26 protein-coding genes are annotated in these 20,863 nt (G+C 71.8%); 14 read left to right on the forward strand and 12 right to left on the reverse strand.

The window, feature by feature from the left end; all coding sequences use genetic code 11:
- Position 1: 1 nt before the first annotated feature.
- Entirely contained in the window at positions 2-691 is a 690-nt protein-coding gene (locus ACGFIK_RS00675) for a TrkA family potassium uptake protein (protein ID WP_327022085.1), read from the forward strand.
- A gap of 32 nt (positions 692-723) precedes the next feature.
- Here the strand turns inward: ACGFIK_RS00675 and ACGFIK_RS00680 are convergent, their stop codons facing one another.
- From ACGFIK_RS00680 to dut, 4 genes are all read right to left on the reverse strand, one after another.
- Positions 724-1,407: a DUF3159 domain-containing protein gene (locus ACGFIK_RS00680; RefSeq protein WP_327022086.1), complete on the reverse strand. Its 684-nt coding sequence runs from the start codon at positions 1,405-1,407 to the stop codon at positions 724-726.
- 76 nt (positions 1,408-1,483) lie between these two features.
- A complete protein-coding gene (locus tag ACGFIK_RS00685) occupies positions 1,484-1,864 on the reverse strand; it encodes an OB-fold nucleic acid binding domain-containing protein (protein WP_327022087.1) in 381 nt (126 codons plus the stop codon).
- A gap of 144 nt (positions 1,865-2,008) precedes the next feature.
- Positions 2,009-2,668, reverse strand: coding sequence for a DUF3710 domain-containing protein (locus ACGFIK_RS00690; RefSeq protein ID WP_327022088.1), 660 nt, complete (start codon positions 2,666-2,668; stop codon positions 2,009-2,011).
- Positions 2,665-3,195 carry a dUTP diphosphatase gene (gene dut / locus ACGFIK_RS00695; RefSeq protein WP_327022089.1) on the reverse strand — a complete coding sequence of 177 codons (531 nt, stop codon included), beginning with the start codon at positions 3,193-3,195 and terminating at the stop codon, positions 2,665-2,667. Before dut ends, ACGFIK_RS00690 begins: the two co-directional genes overlap by 4 nt.
- 84 nt (positions 3,196-3,279) lie before the next feature.
- Between dut and ACGFIK_RS00700 the strand changes: the two genes are divergently transcribed.
- A complete protein-coding gene (locus ACGFIK_RS00700; RefSeq protein WP_327022090.1) occupies positions 3,280-3,768 on the forward strand; it encodes a DUF3093 domain-containing protein in 489 nt (162 codons plus the stop codon).
- Between the two features lie 134 nt (positions 3,769-3,902).
- Here ACGFIK_RS00700 and ACGFIK_RS00705 read toward each other — a convergent pair whose 3' ends face one another.
- Both ACGFIK_RS00705 and ACGFIK_RS00710 read right to left on the reverse strand, forming a co-directional pair.
- Positions 3,903-4,721: a hypothetical protein gene (locus ACGFIK_RS00705; RefSeq protein WP_327022091.1), complete on the reverse strand. Its 819-nt coding sequence runs from the start codon at positions 4,719-4,721 to the stop codon at positions 3,903-3,905.
- Positions 4,722-4,929: 208 nt separating this feature from the next.
- Entirely contained in the window at positions 4,930-5,226 is a 297-nt protein-coding gene (locus ACGFIK_RS00710; protein WP_007075406.1) for a DUF4193 domain-containing protein, read from the reverse strand.
- Between the two features lie 421 nt (positions 5,227-5,647).
- On the opposite strand from ACGFIK_RS00710, the gene ACGFIK_RS00715 reads away from it, so the two are divergent.
- Complete coding sequence (locus ACGFIK_RS00715) at positions 5,648-6,163, forward strand: LytR C-terminal domain-containing protein (RefSeq protein WP_327022092.1); 516 nt, start codon at positions 5,648-5,650, stop codon at positions 6,161-6,163.
- 147 nt (positions 6,164-6,310) lie between these two features.
- Here ACGFIK_RS00715 and ACGFIK_RS00720 read toward each other — a convergent pair whose 3' ends face one another.
- Positions 6,311-7,126, reverse strand: coding sequence for an inositol monophosphatase family protein (locus ACGFIK_RS00720; RefSeq protein ID WP_327022093.1), 816 nt, complete (start codon positions 7,124-7,126; stop codon positions 6,311-6,313).
- Positions 7,127-7,410: 284 nt separating this feature from the next.
- Between ACGFIK_RS00720 and ACGFIK_RS00725 the strand changes: the two genes are divergently transcribed.
- Both ACGFIK_RS00725 and ACGFIK_RS00730 read left to right on the forward strand, forming a co-directional pair.
- On the forward strand, positions 7,411-9,024 hold the full coding sequence (locus ACGFIK_RS00725) for an RNA polymerase sigma factor (protein WP_327022094.1): 1,614 nt from the start codon (positions 7,411-7,413) through the stop codon (positions 9,022-9,024).
- A 243-nt stretch (positions 9,025-9,267) separates the two neighbouring features.
- On the forward strand, positions 9,268-9,501 hold the full coding sequence (locus ACGFIK_RS00730) for a hypothetical protein (protein WP_327022095.1): 234 nt from the start codon (positions 9,268-9,270) through the stop codon (positions 9,499-9,501).
- Positions 9,502-9,711: 210 nt separating this feature from the next.
- On the opposite strand, the gene ACGFIK_RS00735 is transcribed toward ACGFIK_RS00730, so the two are convergent.
- From ACGFIK_RS00735 to ACGFIK_RS00745, 3 genes are all read right to left on the reverse strand, one after another.
- The gene (locus ACGFIK_RS00735; protein ID WP_327022096.1) at positions 9,712-11,442 is read right to left on the reverse strand and encodes a DEAD/DEAH box helicase; all 1,731 of its coding nucleotides are present in this window, start codon (positions 11,440-11,442) and stop codon (positions 9,712-9,714) included.
- A gap of 188 nt (positions 11,443-11,630) precedes the next feature.
- Positions 11,631-12,284: a trimeric intracellular cation channel family protein gene (locus tag ACGFIK_RS00740; RefSeq protein WP_327022097.1), complete on the reverse strand. Its 654-nt coding sequence runs from the start codon at positions 12,282-12,284 to the stop codon at positions 11,631-11,633.
- Between the two features lie 28 nt (positions 12,285-12,312).
- Positions 12,313-12,531, reverse strand: a complete 219-nt coding sequence (locus tag ACGFIK_RS00745) for a DUF3039 domain-containing protein (RefSeq protein ID WP_327022098.1) — start codon at positions 12,529-12,531, stop codon at positions 12,313-12,315.
- A 92-nt stretch (positions 12,532-12,623) separates the two neighbouring features.
- Here ACGFIK_RS00745 and ACGFIK_RS00750 point away from each other — a divergent pair, with 92 nt between their 5' ends.
- Positions 12,624-13,544 (forward strand): pseudouridine-5'-phosphate glycosidase, encoded by a 921-nt coding sequence (locus ACGFIK_RS00750; protein ID WP_327022099.1) that lies wholly within the window; start codon positions 12,624-12,626, stop codon positions 13,542-13,544.
- 4 nt (positions 13,545-13,548) lie between these two features.
- On the forward strand, positions 13,549-14,478 hold the full coding sequence (locus ACGFIK_RS00755; RefSeq protein WP_327022100.1) for a PfkB family carbohydrate kinase: 930 nt from the start codon (positions 13,549-13,551) through the stop codon (positions 14,476-14,478).
- A gap of 92 nt (positions 14,479-14,570) precedes the next feature.
- Here ACGFIK_RS00755 and ACGFIK_RS00760 read toward each other — a convergent pair whose 3' ends face one another.
- Complete coding sequence (locus tag ACGFIK_RS00760; RefSeq protein WP_327022101.1) at positions 14,571-14,927, reverse strand: DUF3099 domain-containing protein; 357 nt, start codon at positions 14,925-14,927, stop codon at positions 14,571-14,573.
- A 107-nt stretch (positions 14,928-15,034) separates the two neighbouring features.
- Between ACGFIK_RS00760 and ACGFIK_RS00765 the strand changes: the two genes are divergently transcribed.
- On the forward strand, positions 15,035-15,334 hold the full coding sequence (locus ACGFIK_RS00765) for a hypothetical protein (protein ID WP_327022102.1): 300 nt from the start codon (positions 15,035-15,037) through the stop codon (positions 15,332-15,334).
- Between the two features lie 2 nt (positions 15,335-15,336).
- Positions 15,337-15,648 (forward strand): hypothetical protein, encoded by a 312-nt coding sequence (locus ACGFIK_RS00770; RefSeq protein ID WP_327027207.1) that lies wholly within the window; start codon positions 15,337-15,339, stop codon positions 15,646-15,648.
- Positions 15,649-15,693: 45 nt separating this feature from the next.
- On the opposite strand, the gene ACGFIK_RS00775 is transcribed toward ACGFIK_RS00770, so the two are convergent.
- Positions 15,694-16,275, reverse strand: a complete 582-nt coding sequence (locus ACGFIK_RS00775; RefSeq protein WP_327022103.1) for an HhH-GPD-type base excision DNA repair protein — start codon at positions 16,273-16,275, stop codon at positions 15,694-15,696.
- Positions 16,276-16,363: 88 nt separating this feature from the next.
- On the opposite strand from ACGFIK_RS00775, the gene ACGFIK_RS00780 reads away from it, so the two are divergent.
- From ACGFIK_RS00780 to ACGFIK_RS00800, 5 genes are all read left to right on the forward strand, one after another.
- A complete protein-coding gene (locus tag ACGFIK_RS00780) occupies positions 16,364-16,651 on the forward strand; it encodes a hypothetical protein (RefSeq protein ID WP_327022104.1) in 288 nt (95 codons plus the stop codon).
- Between the two features lie 129 nt (positions 16,652-16,780).
- Positions 16,781-17,020, forward strand: a complete 240-nt coding sequence (locus tag ACGFIK_RS00785) for a hypothetical protein (protein WP_327022105.1) — start codon at positions 16,781-16,783, stop codon at positions 17,018-17,020.
- A gap of 59 nt (positions 17,021-17,079) precedes the next feature.
- Positions 17,080-18,138: an iron ABC transporter substrate-binding protein gene (locus ACGFIK_RS00790; RefSeq protein ID WP_327022106.1), complete on the forward strand. Its 1,059-nt coding sequence runs from the start codon at positions 17,080-17,082 to the stop codon at positions 18,136-18,138.
- 74 nt (positions 18,139-18,212) lie between these two features.
- Positions 18,213-19,739 carry an iron ABC transporter permease gene (locus tag ACGFIK_RS00795; protein WP_327022107.1) on the forward strand — a complete coding sequence of 509 codons (1,527 nt, stop codon included), beginning with the start codon at positions 18,213-18,215 and terminating at the stop codon, positions 19,737-19,739.
- Between the two features lie 34 nt (positions 19,740-19,773).
- The gene (locus ACGFIK_RS00800) at positions 19,774-20,847 is read left to right on the forward strand and encodes an ABC transporter ATP-binding protein (protein ID WP_327022108.1); all 1,074 of its coding nucleotides are present in this window, start codon (positions 19,774-19,776) and stop codon (positions 20,845-20,847) included.
- The last annotated feature ends 16 nt before the right edge of the window (positions 20,848-20,863 follow it).

Here is a 20,863-nt window from a genome sequence, read left to right on the forward strand (position 1 = left end):
CATGCGAGTCGCCATCGCGGGTGCCGGCAACGTGGGCCGCTCCATCGCCCAGGAGTTGATCGAGAACGGCCACCAGGTGATGCTGATCGAGCGGCAGCCCCGGATGCTGCGGCCCGAACGGGTACCGCAGGCCCAGTGGGTGCTGGCGGACGCCTGCGAGCTGACCAGCCTGGAGGAGGCCGACCTGGCCGGCTGCGACGTGGTGGTCGCGGCGACCGGCGACGACAAGGCCAACCTGGTGGTCTCCCTGCTGGCCAAGACCGAGTTCGCGGTCCCCCGGGTGGTCGCCCGGATCAACCGGGCCGAGAACGAGTGGTTGTTCACCGAGCAGTGGGGGGTGGACGTCGCGGTCAGCAAGCCCCGGGTGATGGCCGCCCTGGTCGAGGAGGCCGTCACGGTGGGCGACCTGGTACGGCTGATGACCTTCCGCCAGGGTGAGGCCAACCTGGTCGAGATCACCCTGCCGCCGACCGCGCCGCATGTCGGTCAGCCGTTGCGTGCGGTGCCGCTGCCCCGCGACGCCGCCCTGGTGGCGATCCTGCGCGGCAAGCGGGTGCTGGTGCCCAGCCCGGACGATCCGATCGAGGTCGGCGACGAGCTGATCTTCGTCTGCACGGCCGAGATGGAGGACGCGGTACGCGCGGTGATGCTCGGTCCGGACAGCGTCGAACGCACCCGCCAGTCGCGGTGAGGGGTGAGGGGTGAGGGGTTCCCCCGTGTCGGTCAGCTACCGGCCAGCGGCACCGGCTCGGCCTGCCGGGTGACCCGGCGCACCGTCCAGACCGTGATCAACAGCAGCATCACGTACGGCGGGTAGCCCAACGCCAGGCGGGCCACCCCTAGAGCGGTGTCCTGCTCGGCCAGGTAGAGCGCGGCCTGCACCCCCACCTTGGCCAGCCACACCACTCCCCAGAGCACGGTCAGCCCGGTGAAGGTCCGGACCAGCTTCGGGTCCTCCCGCCAGGCGGAGCTGCCCTTGGCCACCAGCACCGACCAGAGCCAACCGACCAGGGGCTGACGGATCGCGGCCGAGACCAGCAGAGCCAGGCCGTAGCCGATGCCGTAGAGGATGCCGGGCAGGTAGAAGTCCCGGGCCTCACCGGTCCGCCAGGCGATCGCGGCGCCGATGCCGATGCCGAACAGCCCGTTGACGGCGTGCCGTACGGGCTTGCGCTGCGCCAGCCGCAGCCCACCGATGAGCACCGCCACACCGACCGAGGCGATCACCGCGGGTCGCAGCGAACCGACGACGTTGACCACCACGAAGACCACGACCGGGATGCTGGACTCGACCAGCCCTCGCCAGCCGCCGAGCTGGTCGGCCATCTGCTCGGCGACGGTGGGCAGCCGCTCCTCGTCGTCGGCTCCACTGGCCGGTTGGGTGGCCGGTTGCTGTCCGGTGGTCATCGCCCGCCTTTCCGGCAGAATCGTGGCTGTCGTGCCGGGGTTTCCGGACAGTCTCTCATCCTCCGGGTCACGGACGTCACGTCGATGGCTCCAACTCGTAGTACGGGTTGTAGATCACCTTACGGTCGTCACGCAGCGCGACCCGTCCCCGCGCGGTCAGGTGTCGTCCCGGCTCGATCCCGGTGATGTGCCGTCGGCCCAGCCAGACCAGGGTGACGACATCGCTGCCGTCGTAGAGGTCCGCCTCCAGCGCCGGCTGGTTGGTCCGAGGGGTGTAGACGACCGTACGCAGCCGCCCGGCGACGGAGACCAGCTGACCGCGTACGCACTGGGTCACCGGCACCCCGCCGCAGCGGGCACTCTCCTGCCGCAACAACTGGGCCTCGATCTCGGCCTCACTGGCGGTGAGCCGGCGCAGCATCCGCCGCAGCGAACCCTGCCCCTCCTCGGTCGTCATGAACTCCGCGTCACCCTTCCCGAACCGGCCGGCCCACGCCGACACCGGGCCGCTCCCAGCAGAACGGGAGGGCCCCACGCCAGCGTACGCCGACGTGAGGCCCTCCCGGTGCTGACGATTGCGCGCCCGCCGGACGGACCCCGCTCAGTTCGCGCCGGGCGCCGGTGCGCCTTCCGAGGCCGCCGCGGCCTGCTCAGCCGCCTCGCCCGCCTCGCGCGGCAGCCGCAGCGGCAGCGGTTCGCGTACCGGCTTGGCCTCGATGCCGCGGTCGACCACCAGCCCCTCCATGCACCGGGCCAGGGCTCCGGCCGCGTCCGGGTTGGTCGCCGCCTCGCCCTGGAAGACCGCCCGGACCATCCAGCGGGGGCCGTCGACCCCGACGAACCGCAGATCGGTCAGGCCCTCCTCGGTGCGCACCCGGGCCCGCAGCTCGGTGCCGTACTCGCCGGTCACCTCCTGGGCGGCGGCGCCGTCGTTGAACAGCGACTGCCGGATCTCCTCGCGCACCTCGTCCCAGATTCCCTCGCTGCGGGGAGCGGCGAACACCCCGAGTTGCAGGGCACTCTGCCCGTGCACCAGGACGACCTGCTGGATCACCCCCTGCGGGTCGGCCTGCACCCGCACCTCGACGTCGGGCACCGCCGGGATCTGGAGGCTGCCCAGGTCCAGCCGCTGCACCCCGGCAGGGGCCTCGGTGACGTCGTACGGCCCGCGCGCCGGGGCCGCCTCGACGGTCTCCGGCGCCTCGACGGTCCGCTCGTCACTGGCGTGCCGCCCCGTGGCCCGCTTCCGCGAGAAGATCACTGTGTCCACCTTCCGCTGTTCACACTCACCGTGCCCTCTCCTCCGTCCGCGCCGTCGGCCGCCGGTGGCGGCACCAGAGCGACGTGTCCGCCGGTGGACCCGTGCCCGCCGCCTCCGCGTCCGGACTCGGGCAGCTCGGCCACCGGTTGGAAGGCCGCCCGTTCCACCCGTTGCACAACGAGTTGCGCGATCCGGTCGCCCCGGGAGATCTTCACTGGCACAGCCCGATCATGGTTGATCAGGTTGACCAGGATCTCACCCCGGTAGCCGGCGTCGACCGTACCGGGCGCGTTGAGCACGGTCACGCCGAGTCTGGCCGCCAGCCCCGAACGGGGATGAACCAGGCCCACGTACCCCTCCGGCAGCGCGATCGCCACGCCGGTGGGCACCAGGGCCCGACCGCCGGGCGGCAACTCGACGTCCGCGGCCGCCACCAGGTCGGCACCGGCGTCGCCGGGATGGGCGTACGCCGGCAGCGGCAGCTCGGGGTCGAGCCGGCGGACCAGCACGGGCACCACGTCGGTCACGGTTGCCTCTTTCGTCTTCTGCACGGAGGTGACCCTGCCATCCTGCCCGGTACCCCGGCGGCCACGCGCCGTACCCTGGTATGAGTGAGCGTGTCACCCTCCCCCACCGATGCGGCTACCCGGGCGTACGCCGAACGGCTCAGCCTGCCCTGGTGGTTGTGGCTGGCCGGGCTGGCCGCCACCGGCCTGCTGGCGGTGGAGCTGTGGATGGGCGCGACCGGGGTACGGGCCTGGCTGCCCTTCGTGGTGCTGCTGCCCGCCGCCGTCGCCGCACTGACCTGGCTGGGCCGGATCAGGATCGCGGTGACCGACGGGGAATTCCGGGTCGACGACGCCCGGCTACCGGCCCGGTTCGTCGCCGAGGTCATCGCGTTGGACGCCGACGGGCGCCGTGAGGTGCTCGGGGTGGGGGCCGATCCGCTGGCCTTCGTCGTCCAGCGGCCCTGGATCTCCGGCGCGGTGCAGGTGGTCCTCGACGACCCGAACGACCCCACCCCCTTCTGGGTGGTCAGCACCCGCCATCCGGTAGCCCTGGCCGAGGCCCTGCTGGCCGCCCGCGACGCCAGCCGCTGACCGCCCCAGCGCCCCGCTACACCGCCACGATCCGGCCGGAGCGCTCCGGTGGCCAGAGGTCGGGTAACGGCGTTCAGGAGCCAGCTGACGGCGGCCAGCGGCCGGGTGACCGCGACCAGGGCCGGGTGACGGCGTCAGGGGCCGGGCAGGGCGGGCGGGGTGCCGGGGAGTGCAGGCGGGGCCGGTGGGGTGTCCGGCAGGCTGCGCCGCTGCCGACGCAGGTCGGTGCGGAGCTGGTCGGCCAGGGTGCGGGTGGCCCGCCGGTTCAGGTAGCTCGCCACGGCCGCGCCGGTGAGGAAGGGTCCCAGGGTGGTCAGGTTCCGGCCGAAGCGCTTGAGCAGGGTGTCCCGCAGCTCCCGTCGGGCGGCCGTGCCGAGGACTGCGCCGATGCCCACCCCGGGCACCATCGGGTTGACCCCGCGTTGGTTGGCCCAGGCCTGGAGCAGCGCGACGGTGCGCTGGGCACCCCCGGCGGGCAGCGGGGCCCGGTAGATCTCGTGCAGCTCCCCGGTCAGCTTCAACTCGATGGCCACCACGGCCACGGTCTCCGCGGCGAGCAGGACCGGCGCGGAGAGCAGGCTGGGGGTGACCGTCCACTGCACCGCCGAGGCGCCCCCGCCGGCCGCACCGACACCGGCGGTCGCCCTGGCGGCATTGCGTACCAGCCGATCGGCCAGCGCCTCGTCGTCCAGGCCGGGGAAGTGTCGGCGCAGGGTGGCCAGGTCACGGATCGGCACGTGCGGGGCGATCTCGGCGACCACCTCGGTCATCCAGCGCAGCGCCGTCCTCGGCTTGAACAGCCCGCCGACCCCACGGGCCCGGGCCTGCCGGACCAGGCGCCCCAGCAACTGACGTCGCCGGGCCGGCTCGATCTCGTCGGCGGTCAGCGCCGCGACCGTCGTACCGAGCTCGTCGGCGCCCTCGCCGTCGATGCCCGCGCTCCACTCGCTCATGCCGACGCTCCGGTCGACGCCCGCTCGCGCCACCGCCGTACGCCGATGGTTCGTTCCCTCACTGCCCGACCTCCCCGACCGGCGGCCGCCGGCGCGACGGCCACCCTTTACGAGTGAAGCAGGTCGATCGGCGCGGCGCTCGCCGAGCCGGGCAGCGGCGGCTCCCCTGGGAAGCCGCCGCCGTGCGGTGATGGTGTCGGATCGTCGGTCAGACGCACTCGCGGCAGATCAGCTCGCCGTTGCGCTCGACCGCCAGTTGGCTGCGGTGGTGCACGAGGAAGCAGCGAGCACAGCGGAACTCGTCCTGCTGCATCGGCAGCACCTTGACCGTCAACTCCTCGTCGGCCAGGTCAGCACCGGGCAACTCGAAGCTCTCAGCCACTTCGGCCTCGTCGACGTCCACGGCGCCCGACTGCGAGTCGACACGCCGGGCCTTCAGCTCTTCCAGGCTGTCCTCGCCGAGGTCGACCTCGTCCCGGCGCGGAGCGTCGTAGTCGGTGGCCATCGGTTTCACTCTCCCATTTCGATGTTGTCGCTTCCGGTTGTAACGCCGGGCGACGCTGTTTCGGTTCCGCTGGCCGGCCACCGCTAGTGTCGGCCACCCGACCCGACGACCGCTCGGGCCGGGCCGCCCGGAAGAATCTCCCGGCGAGCGCGGAACCCTACCCCCCCTTTGGGCGAGGCATGTATACCGCCCTTGTGGCTGAGATGTACGCCCCTGCACGGGAAGTTGTTCCCAATGTGACTCAGGCGACACGAAGATAGGGGTAGTACTACCCGGTTCTCGGGTGGCGCGCCGGTATGTCGGACTGTTTCCACGCGACGGTCGGACAGCGGTTAACCTCAGCGGCGTACCAGACGGCCCGGCCGTCGACGTCCGCCGCCACCCATCACTGTCCGGGAGCGCCCTGATGAGTTTCGCGCGAGTGCGAGCACTCGTAATCGTCGGCATGCTGGCGGTGATCGCCCTGGTCTTCGTCGTGGTCGCGGTGGTCCGGGACACCCAGAGCAACGCCGGTGCCGCCGAGGGATGTCCCGCGGACTGGCCCCGTGCCGACGTGACCCTGCGCGACCACAAGGATGTCAAGATCCGGGTGCTCAACGGCACCGACCGCCCCGGGTTGGCCTCCAGCGTCGGCGACGACTTCCGCAACCGCGACTTCCAGGTGGAAAAGGAAGCAAACGAGAAGAAGCAGATCGACGAGGTCGCGGTGCTGCGTTACGGCCCAAAGGGGGTCGGATCCGCCCATCTGCTGCGGGCCTACTTCCTCGGCAACGCCGAGCTGGAGTACGACGCCAAGCGCCCGGACGATGTCGTCGACGTCGTGCTCGGCAACGAGTTCCAGCAGTTGGCCACCACCACCGAGGTCAACCAGTCCATCGGTGACCTGGGCGCCCCGGTCGCTCCGCCCGGTTCCTGCCCGATGCCGGTCGACAACTGACTCCGGCCGCCGGGCCGCTCGAATCCCGTGACGTGGACAGCACCCCTGGCCGTACGGACCGACATCATCGACCGCACGGCCAGATCCCGACTCGTCCGGCCGGGCGACACCGAGGCCCCGGGCCGGTTCGGCGAGGGTCGTACGGGCTCAGGGGCCCCCGTCGGCGTCCAGTTCGACCAGGCGGTCGTGCAGCGGGGTGAAGAGCGCCGCCGGCGCGGCGAGGACCATGTCCGGGCCGGGGGCCCGCCCCCGCAGGCCACCTACCCGCAGACCCGCCTCCGTGGCGACCAGCGCCCCGGCCGCCTGATCCCAGGCGGCCAGCCCCTTCTCGAAGTACGCGTCGGCCCGCCCCTCGGCCACCAGGCAGAGGTCGATGGCGGCCGCACCGAGTCGGCGGATGTCCCGTACCTGCGAAATCAACTCGGCCACCACCCGGGCCTGATGGGCCCGACGGGCCGGGTCGTAGCCGAATCCGGTGATCACCAAGGTCTGTCCCAGGTCGGTCTCGGCGGAGCAACGCAGCCGCCGACCGGCCCGCCAGGCCCCGCCGCCGAGGGTGGCGGTCCACTCCTCGCCGGTGTGGATGTTGCGCACCACACCGGCCACCACCTGGCCCTCGACCTCGGCGGCGATCGACACCGCGGAATGCCCCAGCCCGTACAGGTAGTTGATCGTGCCGTCGATGGGATCCACGATCCAGCGCACCTGGGCGGTGGCGTCGCCGGGGGCCGCCGCGCCGTACTCCTCGCCCAACATGGCGTCGTCCGGCCGCAGCCGCCGCAGGGCCTCGCTGATCTGGCGCTCGACGGCCCGGTCGGCGGCGGTCACCACGTCGGTGACGGTGCTCTTGGTCGCGGCGACGGAGACCCCCTCGGAGCGCATCCGGGAGGCGGTGTCGGCGGCCTCCCGGGCCACCTCGACCGCGATTTCCAACAGTTCCTGCGCCGCCGGGCGATCCATCATCCGTCCCCTTCCCGCACGGCCGGGTATCCGGGTCGCACGCGGGTATCATCCTTACAAACTCCACAAGCGCACCGAATCGGCGGCCCCGGCCGTCGTTCAGCCGTGCGGCGCAGGATGATCGCCGCAGACGGCGTTACAATTCACCCCTGCCCACGCGCCACGGACGACCGAACGACCGGTCGGCCGGGGACACGGGGGTTCCTCAACCACATCGCCCGGCACGGTGCACCACTCTGCGCCGGACGATCCGGCCGTGCTCGCTCTTCGCCTCCGGAAGGTCATTCGTGACAGAACCCCGCCAGACCGGCGCCGACGTTCGCTCGCTCACCGACACCCTGATCGCCCACGCGCAGAGCGCCGGCGGCCAGCTCACGTCGGCCCAGCTCGCGCGCACCGTCGAGTCCGCCGAGGTGACTCCGGCCCAGGCCAAGAAGATCCTGCGGGCGCTCTCCGAGGCTGGAGTGACCGTGGTGGTCGACGGCTCGGCCAGCACCCGTCGCCGGGTTGCCGCCGCCCGCTCCGCGACCCCGGCGTCCCGTGCCACCACTGCCAAGACCACCAAGAAGGCGGCACCGGCCGCCCCGTCCGCCCCGAAGCAGGCGCCCGCCGCCGAGGAGGCCACCGCCCCGGCCCCCCGGAAGGCGACCTCCCGTAAGACCGGCACCACCGCCGAGGTGGCCGCCAAGGCTGCCGCTCCGGCCAAGAAGTCGACCCGGGCCACCAAGGCGACCGTGGCCGCCGCGAGCGCCGGGAAGCCCGCCAAGGCCGCCGGTAAGGCCAAGGGGGAGGGCGCCGAGGGTGACGTCGACCCCGAGGATCTCGCCGCCGAGATCGAGGACGTGGTGGTCGAGGAGCCGGCCGAGCTGGCTCAGGCGGCCGAGGCCGATGCGGCGAACTCCGCCAGCGACAACGACTTCGAGTGGGACGACGAGGAGTCCGAGGCCCTCAAGCAGGCCCGTCGGGACGCCGAGCTGACCGCCTCGGCCGACTCGGTCCGGGCGTACCTCAAGCAGATCGGCAAGGTCCCGCTGCTCAACGCCGAGCAGGAGGTGGAGCTGGCCAAGCGGATCGAGGCCGGGCTCTACGCCGCCGAGCGGCTGCGGGCGGCCGACGAGGGCGAGGAGAAGCTCGCCCGCGACATGCAGCGGGACCTGCTCTGGATCTCCCGGGACGGTGAGCGGGCCAAGAACCACCTGCTGGAGGCCAACCTCCGCCTGGTCGTCTCCCTCGCCAAGCGGTACACCGGTCGCGGCATGGCCTTCCTCGACCTCATCCAGGAAGGCAACCTCGGCCTCATCCGCGCCGTCGAGAAGTTCGACTACACCAAGGGCTACAAGTTCTCCACCTACGCCACCTGGTGGATCCGACAAGCCATCACCCGCGCCATGGCCGACCAGGCCCGCACCATCCGCATCCCGGTCCACATGGTCGAGGTGATCAACAAGCTGGGTCGGATCCAGCGCGAGCTGCTCCAGGACCTGGGCCGCGAGCCCACCCCGGAGGAGCTGGCCAAGGAGATGGACATCACACCGGAGAAGGTGCTGGAGATCCAGCAGTACGCCCGGGAGCCCATCTCGCTCGACCAGACCATCGGCGACGAGGGCGACAGCCAGCTCGGTGACTTCATCGAGGACTCCGAGGCCGTGGTGGCGGTCGACGCGGTCTCCTTCTCGCTGCTCCAGGATCAGCTCCAGCAGGTCCTCCAGACGTTGTCCGAGCGTGAGGCGGGTGTGGTACGCCTGCGGTTCGGTCTGACCGACGGTCAGCCACGCACCCTGGACGAGATCGGCCAGGTCTACGGTGTGACCCGCGAACGCATCCGGCAGATCGAATCCAAGACCATGTCCAAGTTGCGACACCCGTCGCGTTCCCAGGTGTTGCGCGACTACCTCGACTGATCAGTAATCGTCAACTGATCGTGTCGTTTTGATCACCTGGCGTCAAGGCCGGGCGGTGATCAGGTGGTTGCGCGAATGTGATCGTTGACGTGACACCCGGGGTACCCGGCACACTGTCGGTGCCAGGTGTGACCTCGGTCCCCCGGGGGCACACAGGGAAGGCGAGACCCGGGATGGGTGTTGCACGATAGGTGACCAAGACCGAAGAGAGTGTTCATCGGTGACGACCAGAGGAGGAAGGCGATGACCCCGACCCTCACGCCGCCGCCCGAGACGGTGAGCCCCCCGGCCGCCGATGAACGGTGCGACCGCTGCAATGCCGCCGGCAAGCTCCGGATCACCCTCGCGGGCGGTAGTGAGCTGGTGTTCTGTGGACACCACGCCAACAAGTACGCCGAGGATCTTGTGAAGATCACCGTACGGTACGCGACGGACCCGGAGTTCTCCTGGCGCGGCGCCGACCTGATAGCCAACTGAGGATTCACAACCCGACATAAAGCGGCCGGAGGCATCCACTGGATGCCTCCGGCCGCTTTCGTCATCCCCATCCCCACCCCGCACCCCGGCGTTGTTGATCAAGAGGTTTGCGTCACGAGAACGCGGGTTCGTGACGCAAACCTCTTGATCAACAAGGGCTGGGTGGTGGGCTTGGCCGGGGTGAGCGGGCGGGGTTGGGTGGGTGGGAGGTTAGAGGGTCTGGACGGTGGCTATGCGTTCTTCCAGTTGTTCAATGGTGGCCTGGGCGCTGGGAGGGCCGCCGCAGAGCCGGCGCAGTTCGGCGTGGATCTTGCCGTGCGGCTGGCCGGTACGGTGGTGCCGGGCGGCGACCAGGGCGTTGAGTTGCCGGCGCAGGGCCACCCGGCGCTGGGCGGCGCTCATCGGGGCCGGTGGGGCCGCCACCGGAGCCGACGACTCGGACTGCCGCTCGGCGGCGCGGCGGCGCCGGGCGGCCAGCTGCTCGGCCTGCCGCTTGGACAGCAGGGCGGCGACCTGGTCCGCGGTCAGCAGGCCCGGCAGCCCCAGGTACTCCTCCTCCTCCGGAGTGCCCGCCTGGGCGGCCGTGCCGAAGGAGGCACCGTCGAAGATCACCTGGTCCAGTTCGGCGGTGGCGGACAGGGCGGCGAAGCGCTTCTCCAACTCGCCGCTGGCCTGCTCGTCCCGTTGGGCCCGCTCCAGCAGGTCGTCGTCGAAGCCCTCCCGGTCCTTGGGCTTGCCGAGTACGTGGTCCCGCTCGGTCTCCATCTCGCTGGCCAGCCCGAGCAGGTGCGGCACGCTGGGCAGGAAGACCGAGGCGGTCTCCCCCGGCCGACGGGCTCGGACGAACCGGCCGATGGCCTGGGCGAAGTACAGGGGGGTGCTGGCGCTGGTGGCGTACACCCCGACGGCCAGCCGGGGGATGTCCACCCCCTCGGAAACCATCCGCACCGCGACCAGCCAGCGTTGCTCAGAGGCCGCAAAGGTCGCGATCCGGGCCGAGGCACCCACGTCGTCGGAGAGCACCACGGCGGCCTTCTCCCCGGTCACCTGCTCGATGAGCTTGGCGTACGACCGGGCGGCCTGCTGGTCGGTGGCGATGACCAGCCCACCGGCGTCCGGCATGCCGGCCTCCCGGAGCACGCTCAGCCGGGCGTCGGCAGCCCGCAGCACCTGGGGCATCCAGTCACCGGCCGGGTCCAGGGCGGTACGCCAGGCCTGGGCGATGAGATCCTGCGTCATCGGCTCGCCCAGCCGGGCCGCCAACTCCTCACCGGCGTTGGTACGCCACCGGGTCTCCCCCGAGTAGGCCAGGAACAGCACCGGCCGGACCACGCCGTCGCGCAGGGCGTCGGAGTAGCCGTAGACCGAGTCGGCCCGGGAACGCAGCAGACCGTCCTCGCCGCGCTCGTAGCTGACGAAGGGGATCGGATTGTCGTCCGAGCGGAACGGGGTACCGGTCAGCATCAGTCGGCGTACCGCGGGCTCGAAGGCGTTCTTCACCCCGTCGCCCCAGGTACGGGAGTCGCCGGCGTGGTGGATCTCGTCCAGGATGACCAGGGTCCGCCGGGTCATGGTGCGGCGCCGGTGCACCTGGGGGGCCATGCCGACCTGCGCGTAGGTGACCACCGCGCCGTGGAAGTCGGCCGAGGAGTGCAGGTCGGCGTTGCGGAAGGCGGCGTCCAGTTGGATGCCGACCCGGGCCGCGGCCTGCGCCCACTGGGTCTTCAGGTGCTCGGTCGGAGCGACCACCGTGACGGCCTCGACGGTGCCGTCGGCGAGCAGTTCGGCCGCGATCCGCAGGGCGAAGGTGGTCTTACCGGCGCCGGGGGTGGCGACCGCGGTGAAATCCTCGCTGCGCCGGCGCAGGTACTCCACCAGTGCCTTACGCTGCCAGGCCCGCAGGGGCGGGAAGGTCTCGAGCGCCGGCGTCCGGGCTGCCACGCGTTGGCTCCTCTCCGATGCGCACGATGGCCCGACCGCAGGCCGACGGACCGGGCCGAGGGGCAGGTCGGTCGCCCCATGAAAACGCCTCCGCGCGCCAGGGCCGCGAAGGCCGATTCAGCATAACCAGCACCGGCCCCGCGCCCCACTCGACGCCACACCGGGTGGTCCCCCGGTGGCGGGTCGCGCTAGTCCGGGGTCGGTCCGGGGGTGCCGGTGCGCGGTGGTCGCAGGGTCGCCACCGGCGCCGACCAGCGTCGTCGCAGGGCCACCAGGCGTACGCCGAAGACCAGGACCACCGCCGCGGTGAGCGGGGCCGGCCCGGCGTGGCCGAGAGTGTCCAGGAGCACCACCAGGATCGCCCCGGCCAGAGCGGCCACGGCGTAGATCTCCCGTCGCAGCACGACCGGGATCTCGGCGGTCAGCAGGTCGCGGCAGAGCCCACCACCGATGGCGGTGATCATGCCGATCAGACCGGCACCCACCGGGGGCACCTGGGCGTCCAGGGCCTTGAGGGTGCCGGCGACGGTGAACAGCCCCAGCCCGGCCGCGTCCAGCACCAGCACGGTGGTGCGGAGCCGGGCGAACTGGGGGTGCAGCCAGAAGATCGCCCCGGCGGTGACCGCGGCGGTGGTCGCGTACCGCCAGTCGGCGAAGGCCAGGGGCGGAACCTCGCCGATCACCAGGTCCCGGACGATCCCGCCACCGAGGGCGGCGACGAACCCGACGAAGACGACACCGAACAGGTCGAGCCGCTTGGCCACCGCCGCGGAGGCACCCGAGGCGGCGAAGACCGTGACTCCGGCCAGGTCGGCCAGGAGCAGGGCGGTGGAGGTGGTCACCGCCGCAGGTTACGCCGCCCGAGCAGGCTCACTCGGAGTACGAGTCGTAAATCTCCTTGCACTTCGGGCAGACCGGCGATCCCGGTTTGGGAGTCTTCGTCACCGGAAAGGTCTCTCCGCACAACGCCACGACGAAGGTGCCCATGACGGCACTTTCGGCGATCTTTTCCTTCCGGACGTAGTGGAACATCTCCGGACCGGTGTCGGCGTCCTTCAGTTCCGGACGCTCAAGGACCTGTGCGCTCACGTCTGCACCTCCGACCGTCAAGTCTTGCAGGTCCGCGTGGCCTCGGTCCACCTGAGGGTGACCTGCACCGCTGGGCAGTACGGTGGGCAACCGTGACCAACTTTCATCTTCGCTACGGCACCGAGGTGGCCGAGGCGCTGCGCGAACGCCGTCCGGTGGTCGCCCTGGAAAGCACCATCGTCTCGCACGGCCTGCCCCGGCCGGACAATCTGACGGTGGCCCGTCAGATTGAGCAGGCGGTGCGGGACGCCGGCGCGGTGCCGGCCACCATCGGCATGGTCTCCGGTGAGGTGGTGGTGGGCCTCGATGACGCCGAGCTGACCCGGTTGGCCACCGCCGACGGCGTGACCAAGCTCTCCGTACGTGATCTGGCCGTGGCCGCAGCGACCGGCGCGGACGGTGCCACCACGGTGGCCGCGACGAGTGCCCTGGCCGCAGCGGCGGGGATCAGGGTGTTCGCCACCGGTGGGCTCGGCGGGGTGCACCGGGAGGCGGCGCAGACCTTCGACGAGTCGGCCGACCTGGTGGCCCTGGCCGCCACCCCGATCGCGGTGGTCTGCGCCGGGGTCAAGTCGATCCTCGACGTCGGCGCGACGCTGGAACGCCTGGAGACCCTGGGGGTGACCGTCGTCGGCTACCGCACCCGCCGTTTCCCGGGCTTCTTCATCACCGACGGCGGCTTCGACCTGGACTGGTCCGTCGACTCCCCGGAGTTGATCGCCGAGATCCTGGCCGCGCGCGAACAGCACGGCGTCCAGCACGGCGGCCTGGTGGTCGCCAACCCGCTGCCCACCGAGGAACAGCTGGATCCGCAACTGCACGACCGTACCCTCGCCGAAGGGCTGGCCCGGCTGGAGCGTGACGGGATCAGCGGCAAGGCTGTGACGCCGTACCTGCTGGCTCACTTCCACTCGGCCACCCAGGGCGCGAGCCTGGCGGTCAACGTCCGGATCATCCTGCGTAACGCCGACCTCGCCGCCCGCATCGCGGTCGCCGCCGCCCGCCGTGGGTGACACCGTGCCCGCCGACCCTGCGAGACCCGACCCGGCCGGTCAGGGCGGTCGGATCCTGGTAGTCGGTGACGTGATCACCGACGTGGTGGCGATGCTGGCCGGCCCGCTGGCGTCCGGCTCGGACACGGCGGCGGAGATCCGGTTCACCGGGGGCGGTCAGGCCGCCAACACGGCCGCCTGGCTGGCCGCCCAGGGGGTGCCGGTGACGCTCGTCGCCGCGGTCGGTGACGATGCCGCGGGGCGGGACCGGGTGGCGGAGTTGATCGCCGCCGGGGTGGACTGTGCCGTGGCCCGGATCGCCGGATGCCCCACCGGCACGGTGATCGTGCTGGCCGCAGGCGACGAACGCACCATGATCACCGAGCGTGGAGCTAACCTGCGGTTGACCCCGGAGCATGTCGAGCAGGCCCTGGCCGGGGCACCGGAGGCGACCCATCTGCACCTGTCCGGGTACGTCCTGCTGGACCCCGGTTCCCGACCGGCCGGGCTGCACGCGCTGGCCCTCGCCCGTCAGCAGGGCCTGACCACCAGCGTCGACGCGGCCTCCGCGGCCCCCCTGCGGGCGGCCGGGGCGGCGGCCTTCCTGTCCTGGGTACGCGGGGTGGATGTGCTGCTGGTGAACACCGACGAGGCGGCCGTGTTGGCCGGCGGGCTGGATCCGGTGGCGCAGGGGCGGGCCCTGGCGGCCTCGGCCCGACGGGTGGTGGTCAAGCAGGGGGCGGCCGGCGCTACCTGGGTGGACCGGCAGCCGACGATCGTGGCCATTCCGGCGCGCCGGGTGGCGGTGACGGACGTGACCGGAGCCGGTGACGCCTTCGCCGCCGGGCTGCTGACCGCGTGGCTGGCCGGGGCACCGCCCCACGCCGCCCTGGAGCGGGCCACCCGCCTCGGTGCGGCGGCGGTCTCCCAGGTCGGCGCCCGCCCGAGCGACTGATCCGGCCGCGCGGTCCCGCGAGACAGACGACACCGCCCCCGTGGGCAGAACCGGTACCACGGGGGCGGTGGGCAGCACCGGCTACCCGGCCGTCAGGGCTCGCCGTCGATGATCTTGTGGGGTCGTTCCTCGGTGGTGAGACTCATCGCCGGGGCCTCGGTCGACCGGCCGGCCCGGAACCGGTTGGCCAGCCGGTGTCGCTCCTTCGGCGGGCGGTCGTTGGCGAGCAGCACCGCCAGCCAGGGGACGACCAGCATGCCCACCGCCAGCAGGGGCAACCAGAGCCAGAGCAGGGGTGTGCGGGCGCTGACCAGGATGGCACCGACGATCAGACAGGCCACCCGGATGCCCATCATCACGATGTAGCGCCGTTGCCGGGTGGTCAGTTGGTCGTCCTGGCTTCGCGAGGCGTCGGTGATGAGGATCGGTCGGTACGCCTGACGCTTCACCCTCTACCTCCTCGGGGATTGTTCCCCATCCTGTCACTGCCACCGGCCCGCCGACGAGGAATGTCCGGCCCCCGGATCCCGTGTTACGTACGTGGTACGCTCTCGCCGTGGGCAGCCGGTTCAGCTTCACCGACGAGGCGTTGGCCAACCTGCGGGTCTACGACGTCACACCGGGGGAAGTCTGGGCGGCGCTGCACAGCGGTCGGCGAGTCATCCGCCACCTCGGCGACGACGTGATGGTGGTCTACGCCACCACCGCCCAGGGGCGGCGGATCGCCGTACTGCTGGCCGAGGCCGACGGGGCCGACAACGACTGGGACGTCCTGTCCGCCCGCGAGTTGAGTGACATCGAGGCCAAGCGCTACGACGAGGCCGTACGAAGATCCCCGGAGAGCAGGAGGCGGTGACGATGGACCGTCACGACGCGACCAAGCAGTTCCACGGCGGCGGCGAGCGACTCGCCGAGTTGATCGACGAGAGCCGACCCGTGGAGCTACCCGTCCCCGACACCGACACCCCGATGGTCAGCCGCTCGGTCAGGCTGCCCCTGGAGACCTACGAGCGGGTCCGGGAAGCGGCCGACGCCCGGGGCATCGGGGTGACCACCCTGATGCGGCAGTGGATCGAGGCCGGCCTCGCCGACCTGGACGACTCCGCCACGGTCTCACTGGCCGACGTCCGGCGGGCCATCGCCGCCCTGGCCCAGCCCAGCGCCGCCTGACGATCGACCCGGGCCGCCGGACCGAAGGCGGAATCCGGCCGGCGATCAGGCCCCGGCGGCCTTCGCCTTCGCCGCCGCCTTCATCTGCTGCTTGTACTCACGGACCAGGCGCAGCGACTCCGCGTCGGTGACATCGGCCACGGAGCGGTGGGCCTCCGGGTCGCCGTAGTCGCCGGCCGCCTCCCGCCAGCCGGGCGGTTGCACCCCGAACCGTTTGCCGAGCAGGGCGAGGAAGATCTGCCCCTTCTGCCGACCGAAGCCGGGCAGGGCGGTGATCCGGGCGAGCAGTTGCGCCCCGTCCGGCACCTCGGCCCATAGCCGGGCGGCATCGCCGTCGTAGTGCTCGACCAGCGCCCGGCACACCTCCTGCACCCGGGCCGCCATCGCCTTGGGGAACCGGTGCAGGGCTGGCGGCTGGGCGAAGAGGGCCACCAGGGCCTCCGGGTCGTACCCGGCGATCTCCCGGGCGTCCAGGTCGTGCCCGAGTCGCTGAGTCAGCACGTACGGAGAAGAGAACGCCTTCTCCATCGACACCTGCTGGTCCAGCACCATGCCGACGAGCAGGGCCAACGGCTCGCGGGCCAGCAGCCGGTTCGCCTCCGGGTCAATGGGCAGTGACAGCGTCATGAGACCATCCTGCCGTCCACCGGGCGGCTCCGGACACATCCTTGCCCGGACGCGCGTGGTGTCTCGTCAGTACGAGGGAGGCAGTTCGATGGCCATCGGCAGTGAGCAGCGCCGCCGCGAACGCCGACCAGAGGTCGAGGCCCTCTTCGGTCGGAAGCGTGTCGAGGCCGCCCTCGATCTTCTGCACCTGGCCGACATGGCGTGGCACGACTGCTATCCGAATGACCTGGAGATCGAGCCAAGGGTCCTCGCCGACATCCTGCTGTGTTCCCGGGGTGACCTGGCCACGCTGATCCGTGTGACGCTCGAAGCGATCATCGATTTCCGGGACGTGCGCATCACGGCCGACGAGTTACGCGCGGAGCAAGCTCAGTAGCGGCGTGACCGAGTCACGAGGCAGCCATGTTCCCCCCTCGGCATGGACCACCGGCGCCAGGTGATCGAGGCGTGTCGCATCCGTCAGCGTGCCGACCTCGACCCGTGGCACCTGAGGGAGAATTCAGGCATGGGCCAGGCCGACCGGATCGATCACGAGGAGTTGCGGACTCCTCGGCTGTCACTGCGCCGCCCGACCTCCGCCGACATCGACACCATCCATCGCATCCACCGCGCCCCCCGGGCGTACGCCCACAATCCGGCTGACGCCCTCGACACCCGCGCCGAAGCCGAGAAGCTCTACGACCTGCCTCCCCCGGAAGCGGTGGGGCAGTCCACCCGATTCGGAACTGAGGTTAGGCTGTGCTAACTTCGGCGTCGGCCGCTTCGCTAAGGCGGTTGCTCGACCAACCGGAGAAGGGGTTCACCGTGCCTGCCACCCGCCGCATCGCGAGTGCGTTGCTTGCCGCCAGCCTGCTCACCGTGGGCCTGGCCGCCTGCGGATCGGGCGAGGAGGACACGACGAACGGCTCCGGCCAGTCGACCGACAAGCAGATCACGGTTTACAGCGGCCGCAACGAGCAACTGATCAAGCCCCTGCTGGACAAGTTCACCGAGCAGACCGGCATCGCCGTCAACGCCCGCTTCGCGAACACCGCGCAGCTCGCGGCCCAGCTGGTCGAGGAGGGCGACAAGTCCCCGGCGGACGTCTTCCTGGCTCAGGACGCCGGGGCCCTCGGCACGGTCGCCAAGCAGGGCATGTTCAGCACCCTGCCGGAGGCCACCACGGCCAAGGTGCCGGCCACCTACCGTGCCGGCAACGGCCAGTGGGTCGGGGTGAGCGCCCGTGCCCGGGTGCTGGCCTACAACCCGGACCTGGTGTCGGCCGACCAGTTGCCCGCCTCGGTGTTCGACCTCACCGGACCGGCCTGGAAGGGCAAGGTCGGCGTGGCACCGACCAACGCGTCGTTCCAGGCGTTCGTCACGGCCATCCGGGTGCAGCACGACGACGCCAAGGCCGAGGAGTTCCTGCGCGGCCTCAAGGCCAACGACCCGCAGATCCGCGACGGCAACGGCAAGATCCTCGAGGACGTGCTCAACGGGGCCACCCCGGTCGGCCTGATCAACCACTACTACCTCGGCGAGGTCGCCAAGGAGCAGGGCACCACCCCGGACGCCCTCAAGGCCAAGCTGCACTTCTTCCCCGGCGGCGACACCGGTGCCCTGGTCAACGTCGCCGGCGTGGGGGTGCTCAAGCGCGCGGCCGACAACCCGGACGTGCAGAAGTTCGTGGACTTCCTGCTCGGCACCGAGGCCCAGACCTACTTCGCCGAGCAGACCTACGAGTACCCGGTGATCGAGGGGGTGCCCGGCCCGGCGTTCGTGCCCGCCCTGGCCGACCTGGCGGTGCCGCAGATCGACCTGAACGACCTGGACACCCTGGACGCCACCGTCGCCATGATCAAGAACTCGGGGCTGGTCCCCTGACCGCTCCCCCGACCGTCACAGGGCCGCCCCGCACCGGGTCGGCCCTGTCCGGCGTATCCGGGCAGGTACGGCGGATGGCCCCCCGGCCCACCCTGCTGGTGGCCTCGACCGCCGCGGTGGCCGTCGCCCTGATCCCGCTGGCCTACCTGGCGGTACGCACCGCCGAGGCGGGCTGGGACCGGATCGCCGCGGAGTTGTGGACCGAACGGGTGGGCCTGCTGGCCCTGCGCAGCATCGGCCTGGCTGCCGTGGTCACCATGGCCTGTGTGCTGCTCGGGGTGGGTACGGCCTTCCTGGTCACCCGCACCGACCTGCCCGGTCGTCGGGTCTTCGCCGTGCTGGCGGCCCTGCCGCTGGCCGTACCGACCTACATCGCCGCCTTCGCCTGGGTCTCCGCGCTGCCCCGGCTGGAGGGCTTCTGGCCGGCCGCCCTGGTGCTCACCCTCTGCTCCTACCCCTACGTCCTGCTGCCGGTCGCCGCCGCTCTGCGGGGGGCCGACCCGGCCCAGGAGGAGGTGTCCCGGTCGCTGGGGCGCAGCGGCTGGCAGACCTTCACCGCGGTCACCCTGCGGCAGATCCGTCCGGCCACCGCGGCCGGCGCCCTGCTGGTGGCGCTCTACGTGCTCTCCGACTTCGGCGCCGTGTCCATCCTGCGCGCCGACACCTTCACCCGGGCCATCTTCGTCGCCTTCGACCTGGGCTTCGACCGGACCGGAGCCCTGGTGCTCTCCAGCGTGCTGGTGGCGCTCACCGTGCTGCTGCTGGCCGGTGAGACCGCCACCCGTCGCCGGGGCGCCCGGTACGCCCGACTCGGCGGTGCCCGCCGCCCGGTGTCCCGGCTGTCGCTGGGCCCGGCCCGCTGGCCGGTCATGGCGGTGCTCATCGGGTTGGCCGGACTGGCCCTCGGGGTGCCGGCGGTCAGCCTGGGGCGGCGACTGGCCGCCGGGGTGTCCCGCCCCGGGGCCCTGCCCGAGGTGCTCGCCGCCGCCGGGAACTCGCTGACGGTCTCGCTGGCCGGGGCGGCACTGACCATGCTGCTGGCGCTGCCCCTGGGGTTGCTCACCGCGCGGGCACCCGGCCCGCTGACCAGCCTGCTGGACCGGCTGGCCTATCTGGCCCACGCCCTTCCCGGGGTGGTGATCGGGCTCTCCCTGATCTTCTTCGGGATCAATGTCGCCTTCCCGCTCTACCAGACCCGGTGGCTGCTGGCTCTCGCGTACGCCACCCTGTTCCTGCCCTTGGCGGTCGGTGCGGTGGCCGGGGCGGCCGCCCAGTCCCCCGCCGGGCTGGAGGAGGTGGCCCGGTCCCTGGGCCGGGGGCCGTGGACCGTGCTGCGGACGGTGACCCTGCCCCTGACCCTGCCGGGCATCGGTGCGGGGGCCGCGCTGGTCTTCCTCACCGGCATGAAGGAACTGCCCGCCACCCTGCTGCTGCGGCCCACCGGGATGGACACCCTGGCCACCGAGTTGTGGACCAGCACCGCGGTCGGTGCCTACGCCGCCGCGGCACCCTACGCGGCACTGCTGGTGGCGATCTCCGCCCTGCCCACCTGGTGGCTGGTCGCCCGCAGCGGCCTGCTCGACAAGGAGGAGCGGGCATGAGCCGTACGAACAATCAACTCAGTGGAGGACCGGCATGAGCGAGGTCGTGCTCAGCGGGGTGGTCAAGCGGTACGGGCGGGTCACCGCCCTGGGCGGGGTGGATGTCAGCGTGCCCTCCGGTCAGTTGACCGCCGTGCTCGGTCCCTCCGGGTGCGGCAAGACCACCCTGCTGCGCAGCCTGGCCGGCTTCGAGCGAATCGACGCCGGGGAGATCCGGATCGACGGCAACCGGGTGGCCGGCGGTGGGCGGCACCTGCCGGCGCACCGACGCAACATCGCGGTGGTGCCCCAGGAAGGTGCCCTCTTCCCGCACCTGAGTGTCGCCGACAACGTCGGCTACGGCCTGGACCGAGCGGCCCGCCGATCCGACCGGGTCGAGGAGGTGCTGACCCTGGTCGGGCTGGCCGGGTACGGCGCCCGGATGCCGCATCAACTCTCCGGCGGGCAGCAGCAGCGGGTGGCGGTGGCCCGGGCGCTGGCCCCCCGCCCCTCGGTGGTGCTGCTGGACGAGCCGTTCAGCGCCCTCGACGCGGGTCTGCGGGCGGGACTGCGGCACGACGTACGCGAGGCGTTGCGCGCCGACGGTGCGACCGGCGTGCTGGTCACCCACGACCAGGGCGAGGCCCTGTCGGTGGCCGACAAGGTGGTGGTGCTCCGCGACGGGCGGGTGGTTCAGGCGGACGCCCCGGCGACGATCTACCGGGAGCCGGTCGACGCCTGGGTGGCCGGGTTCGTCGGCGAGGCGGTGCTGCTGCCGGCGGTCGTCGAGCGGGGAATCGCCCGGACCGCCCTGGGTGCGTTGCCGGTCACCGGGTCGGTGGCCGAGGGTCCGGTGACCGTGTTGGTCCGCCCGGAGCAGATTCGCCTGGCCACCGGCCAGGCCGGGATCACCGCCAGGGTCCTGCGGCACGACTTCCACGGACATGACGCGTTGATCGGGCTCCGGCTGGAGGACGGCACCCGGATCACCGCCCGGATTCTCGACGGCGGTCCGCCCTGCCCGGTAGGTGGCCAGGTCACGGTGCAGGTCGACGGCCCGGCCCGGGTCTTCCCGACCCAGGCCGTACCCGGCTCGACCACCTCGGTGCTGGTCGATCTGGCGGCATGAGGCGGCCCGGTGGATC

This window comes from Micromonospora sp. NPDC048871 (genome assembly GCF_043198155.1).
GTDB lineage: Bacteria > Actinomycetota > Actinomycetes > Mycobacteriales > Micromonosporaceae > Micromonospora.

Excerpts from the sequence above, each read along its gene's own strand:
- ACGFIK_RS00730 (WP_327022095.1), top strand. The coding sequence starts at position 9,268 with ATGACCCCGACCCTCACGCCGCCGCCCGAGACGGTGAGCCCCCCGGCC.
- ACGFIK_RS00720 (WP_327022093.1), bottom strand. The coding sequence starts at position 7,126 with ATGATGGATCGCCCGGCGGCGCAGGAACTGTTGGAAATCGCGGTCGAG.
- ACGFIK_RS00775 (WP_327022103.1), bottom strand. The coding sequence starts at position 16,275 with ATGACGCTGTCACTGCCCATTGACCCGGAGGCGAACCGGCTGCTGGCC.
- ACGFIK_RS00770 (WP_327027207.1), top strand. The coding sequence starts at position 15,337 with ATGGACCGTCACGACGCGACCAAGCAGTTCCACGGCGGCGGCGAGCGA.
- ACGFIK_RS00675 (WP_327022085.1), top strand. The coding sequence starts at position 2 with ATGCGAGTCGCCATCGCGGGTGCCGGCAACGTGGGCCGCTCCATCGCC.
- ACGFIK_RS00785 (WP_327022105.1), top strand. The coding sequence starts at position 16,781 with ATGGGCCAGGCCGACCGGATCGATCACGAGGAGTTGCGGACTCCTCGG.
- ACGFIK_RS00780 (WP_327022104.1), top strand. The coding sequence starts at position 16,364 with ATGGCCATCGGCAGTGAGCAGCGCCGCCGCGAACGCCGACCAGAGGTC.
- ACGFIK_RS00680 (WP_327022086.1), bottom strand. The coding sequence starts at position 1,407 with ATGACCACCGGACAGCAACCGGCCACCCAACCGGCCAGTGGAGCCGAC.
- ACGFIK_RS00800 (WP_327022108.1), top strand. The coding sequence starts at position 19,774 with ATGAGCGAGGTCGTGCTCAGCGGGGTGGTCAAGCGGTACGGGCGGGTC.
- ACGFIK_RS00710 (WP_007075406.1), bottom strand. The coding sequence starts at position 5,226 with ATGGCCACCGACTACGACGCTCCGCGCCGGGACGAGGTCGACCTCGGC.
- ACGFIK_RS00705 (WP_327022091.1), bottom strand. The coding sequence starts at position 4,721 with ATGAGCGAGTGGAGCGCGGGCATCGACGGCGAGGGCGCCGACGAGCTC.
- ACGFIK_RS00795 (WP_327022107.1), top strand. The coding sequence starts at position 18,213 with ATGGCCCCCCGGCCCACCCTGCTGGTGGCCTCGACCGCCGCGGTGGCC.
- ACGFIK_RS00685 (WP_327022087.1), bottom strand. The coding sequence starts at position 1,864 with ATGACGACCGAGGAGGGGCAGGGTTCGCTGCGGCGGATGCTGCGCCGG.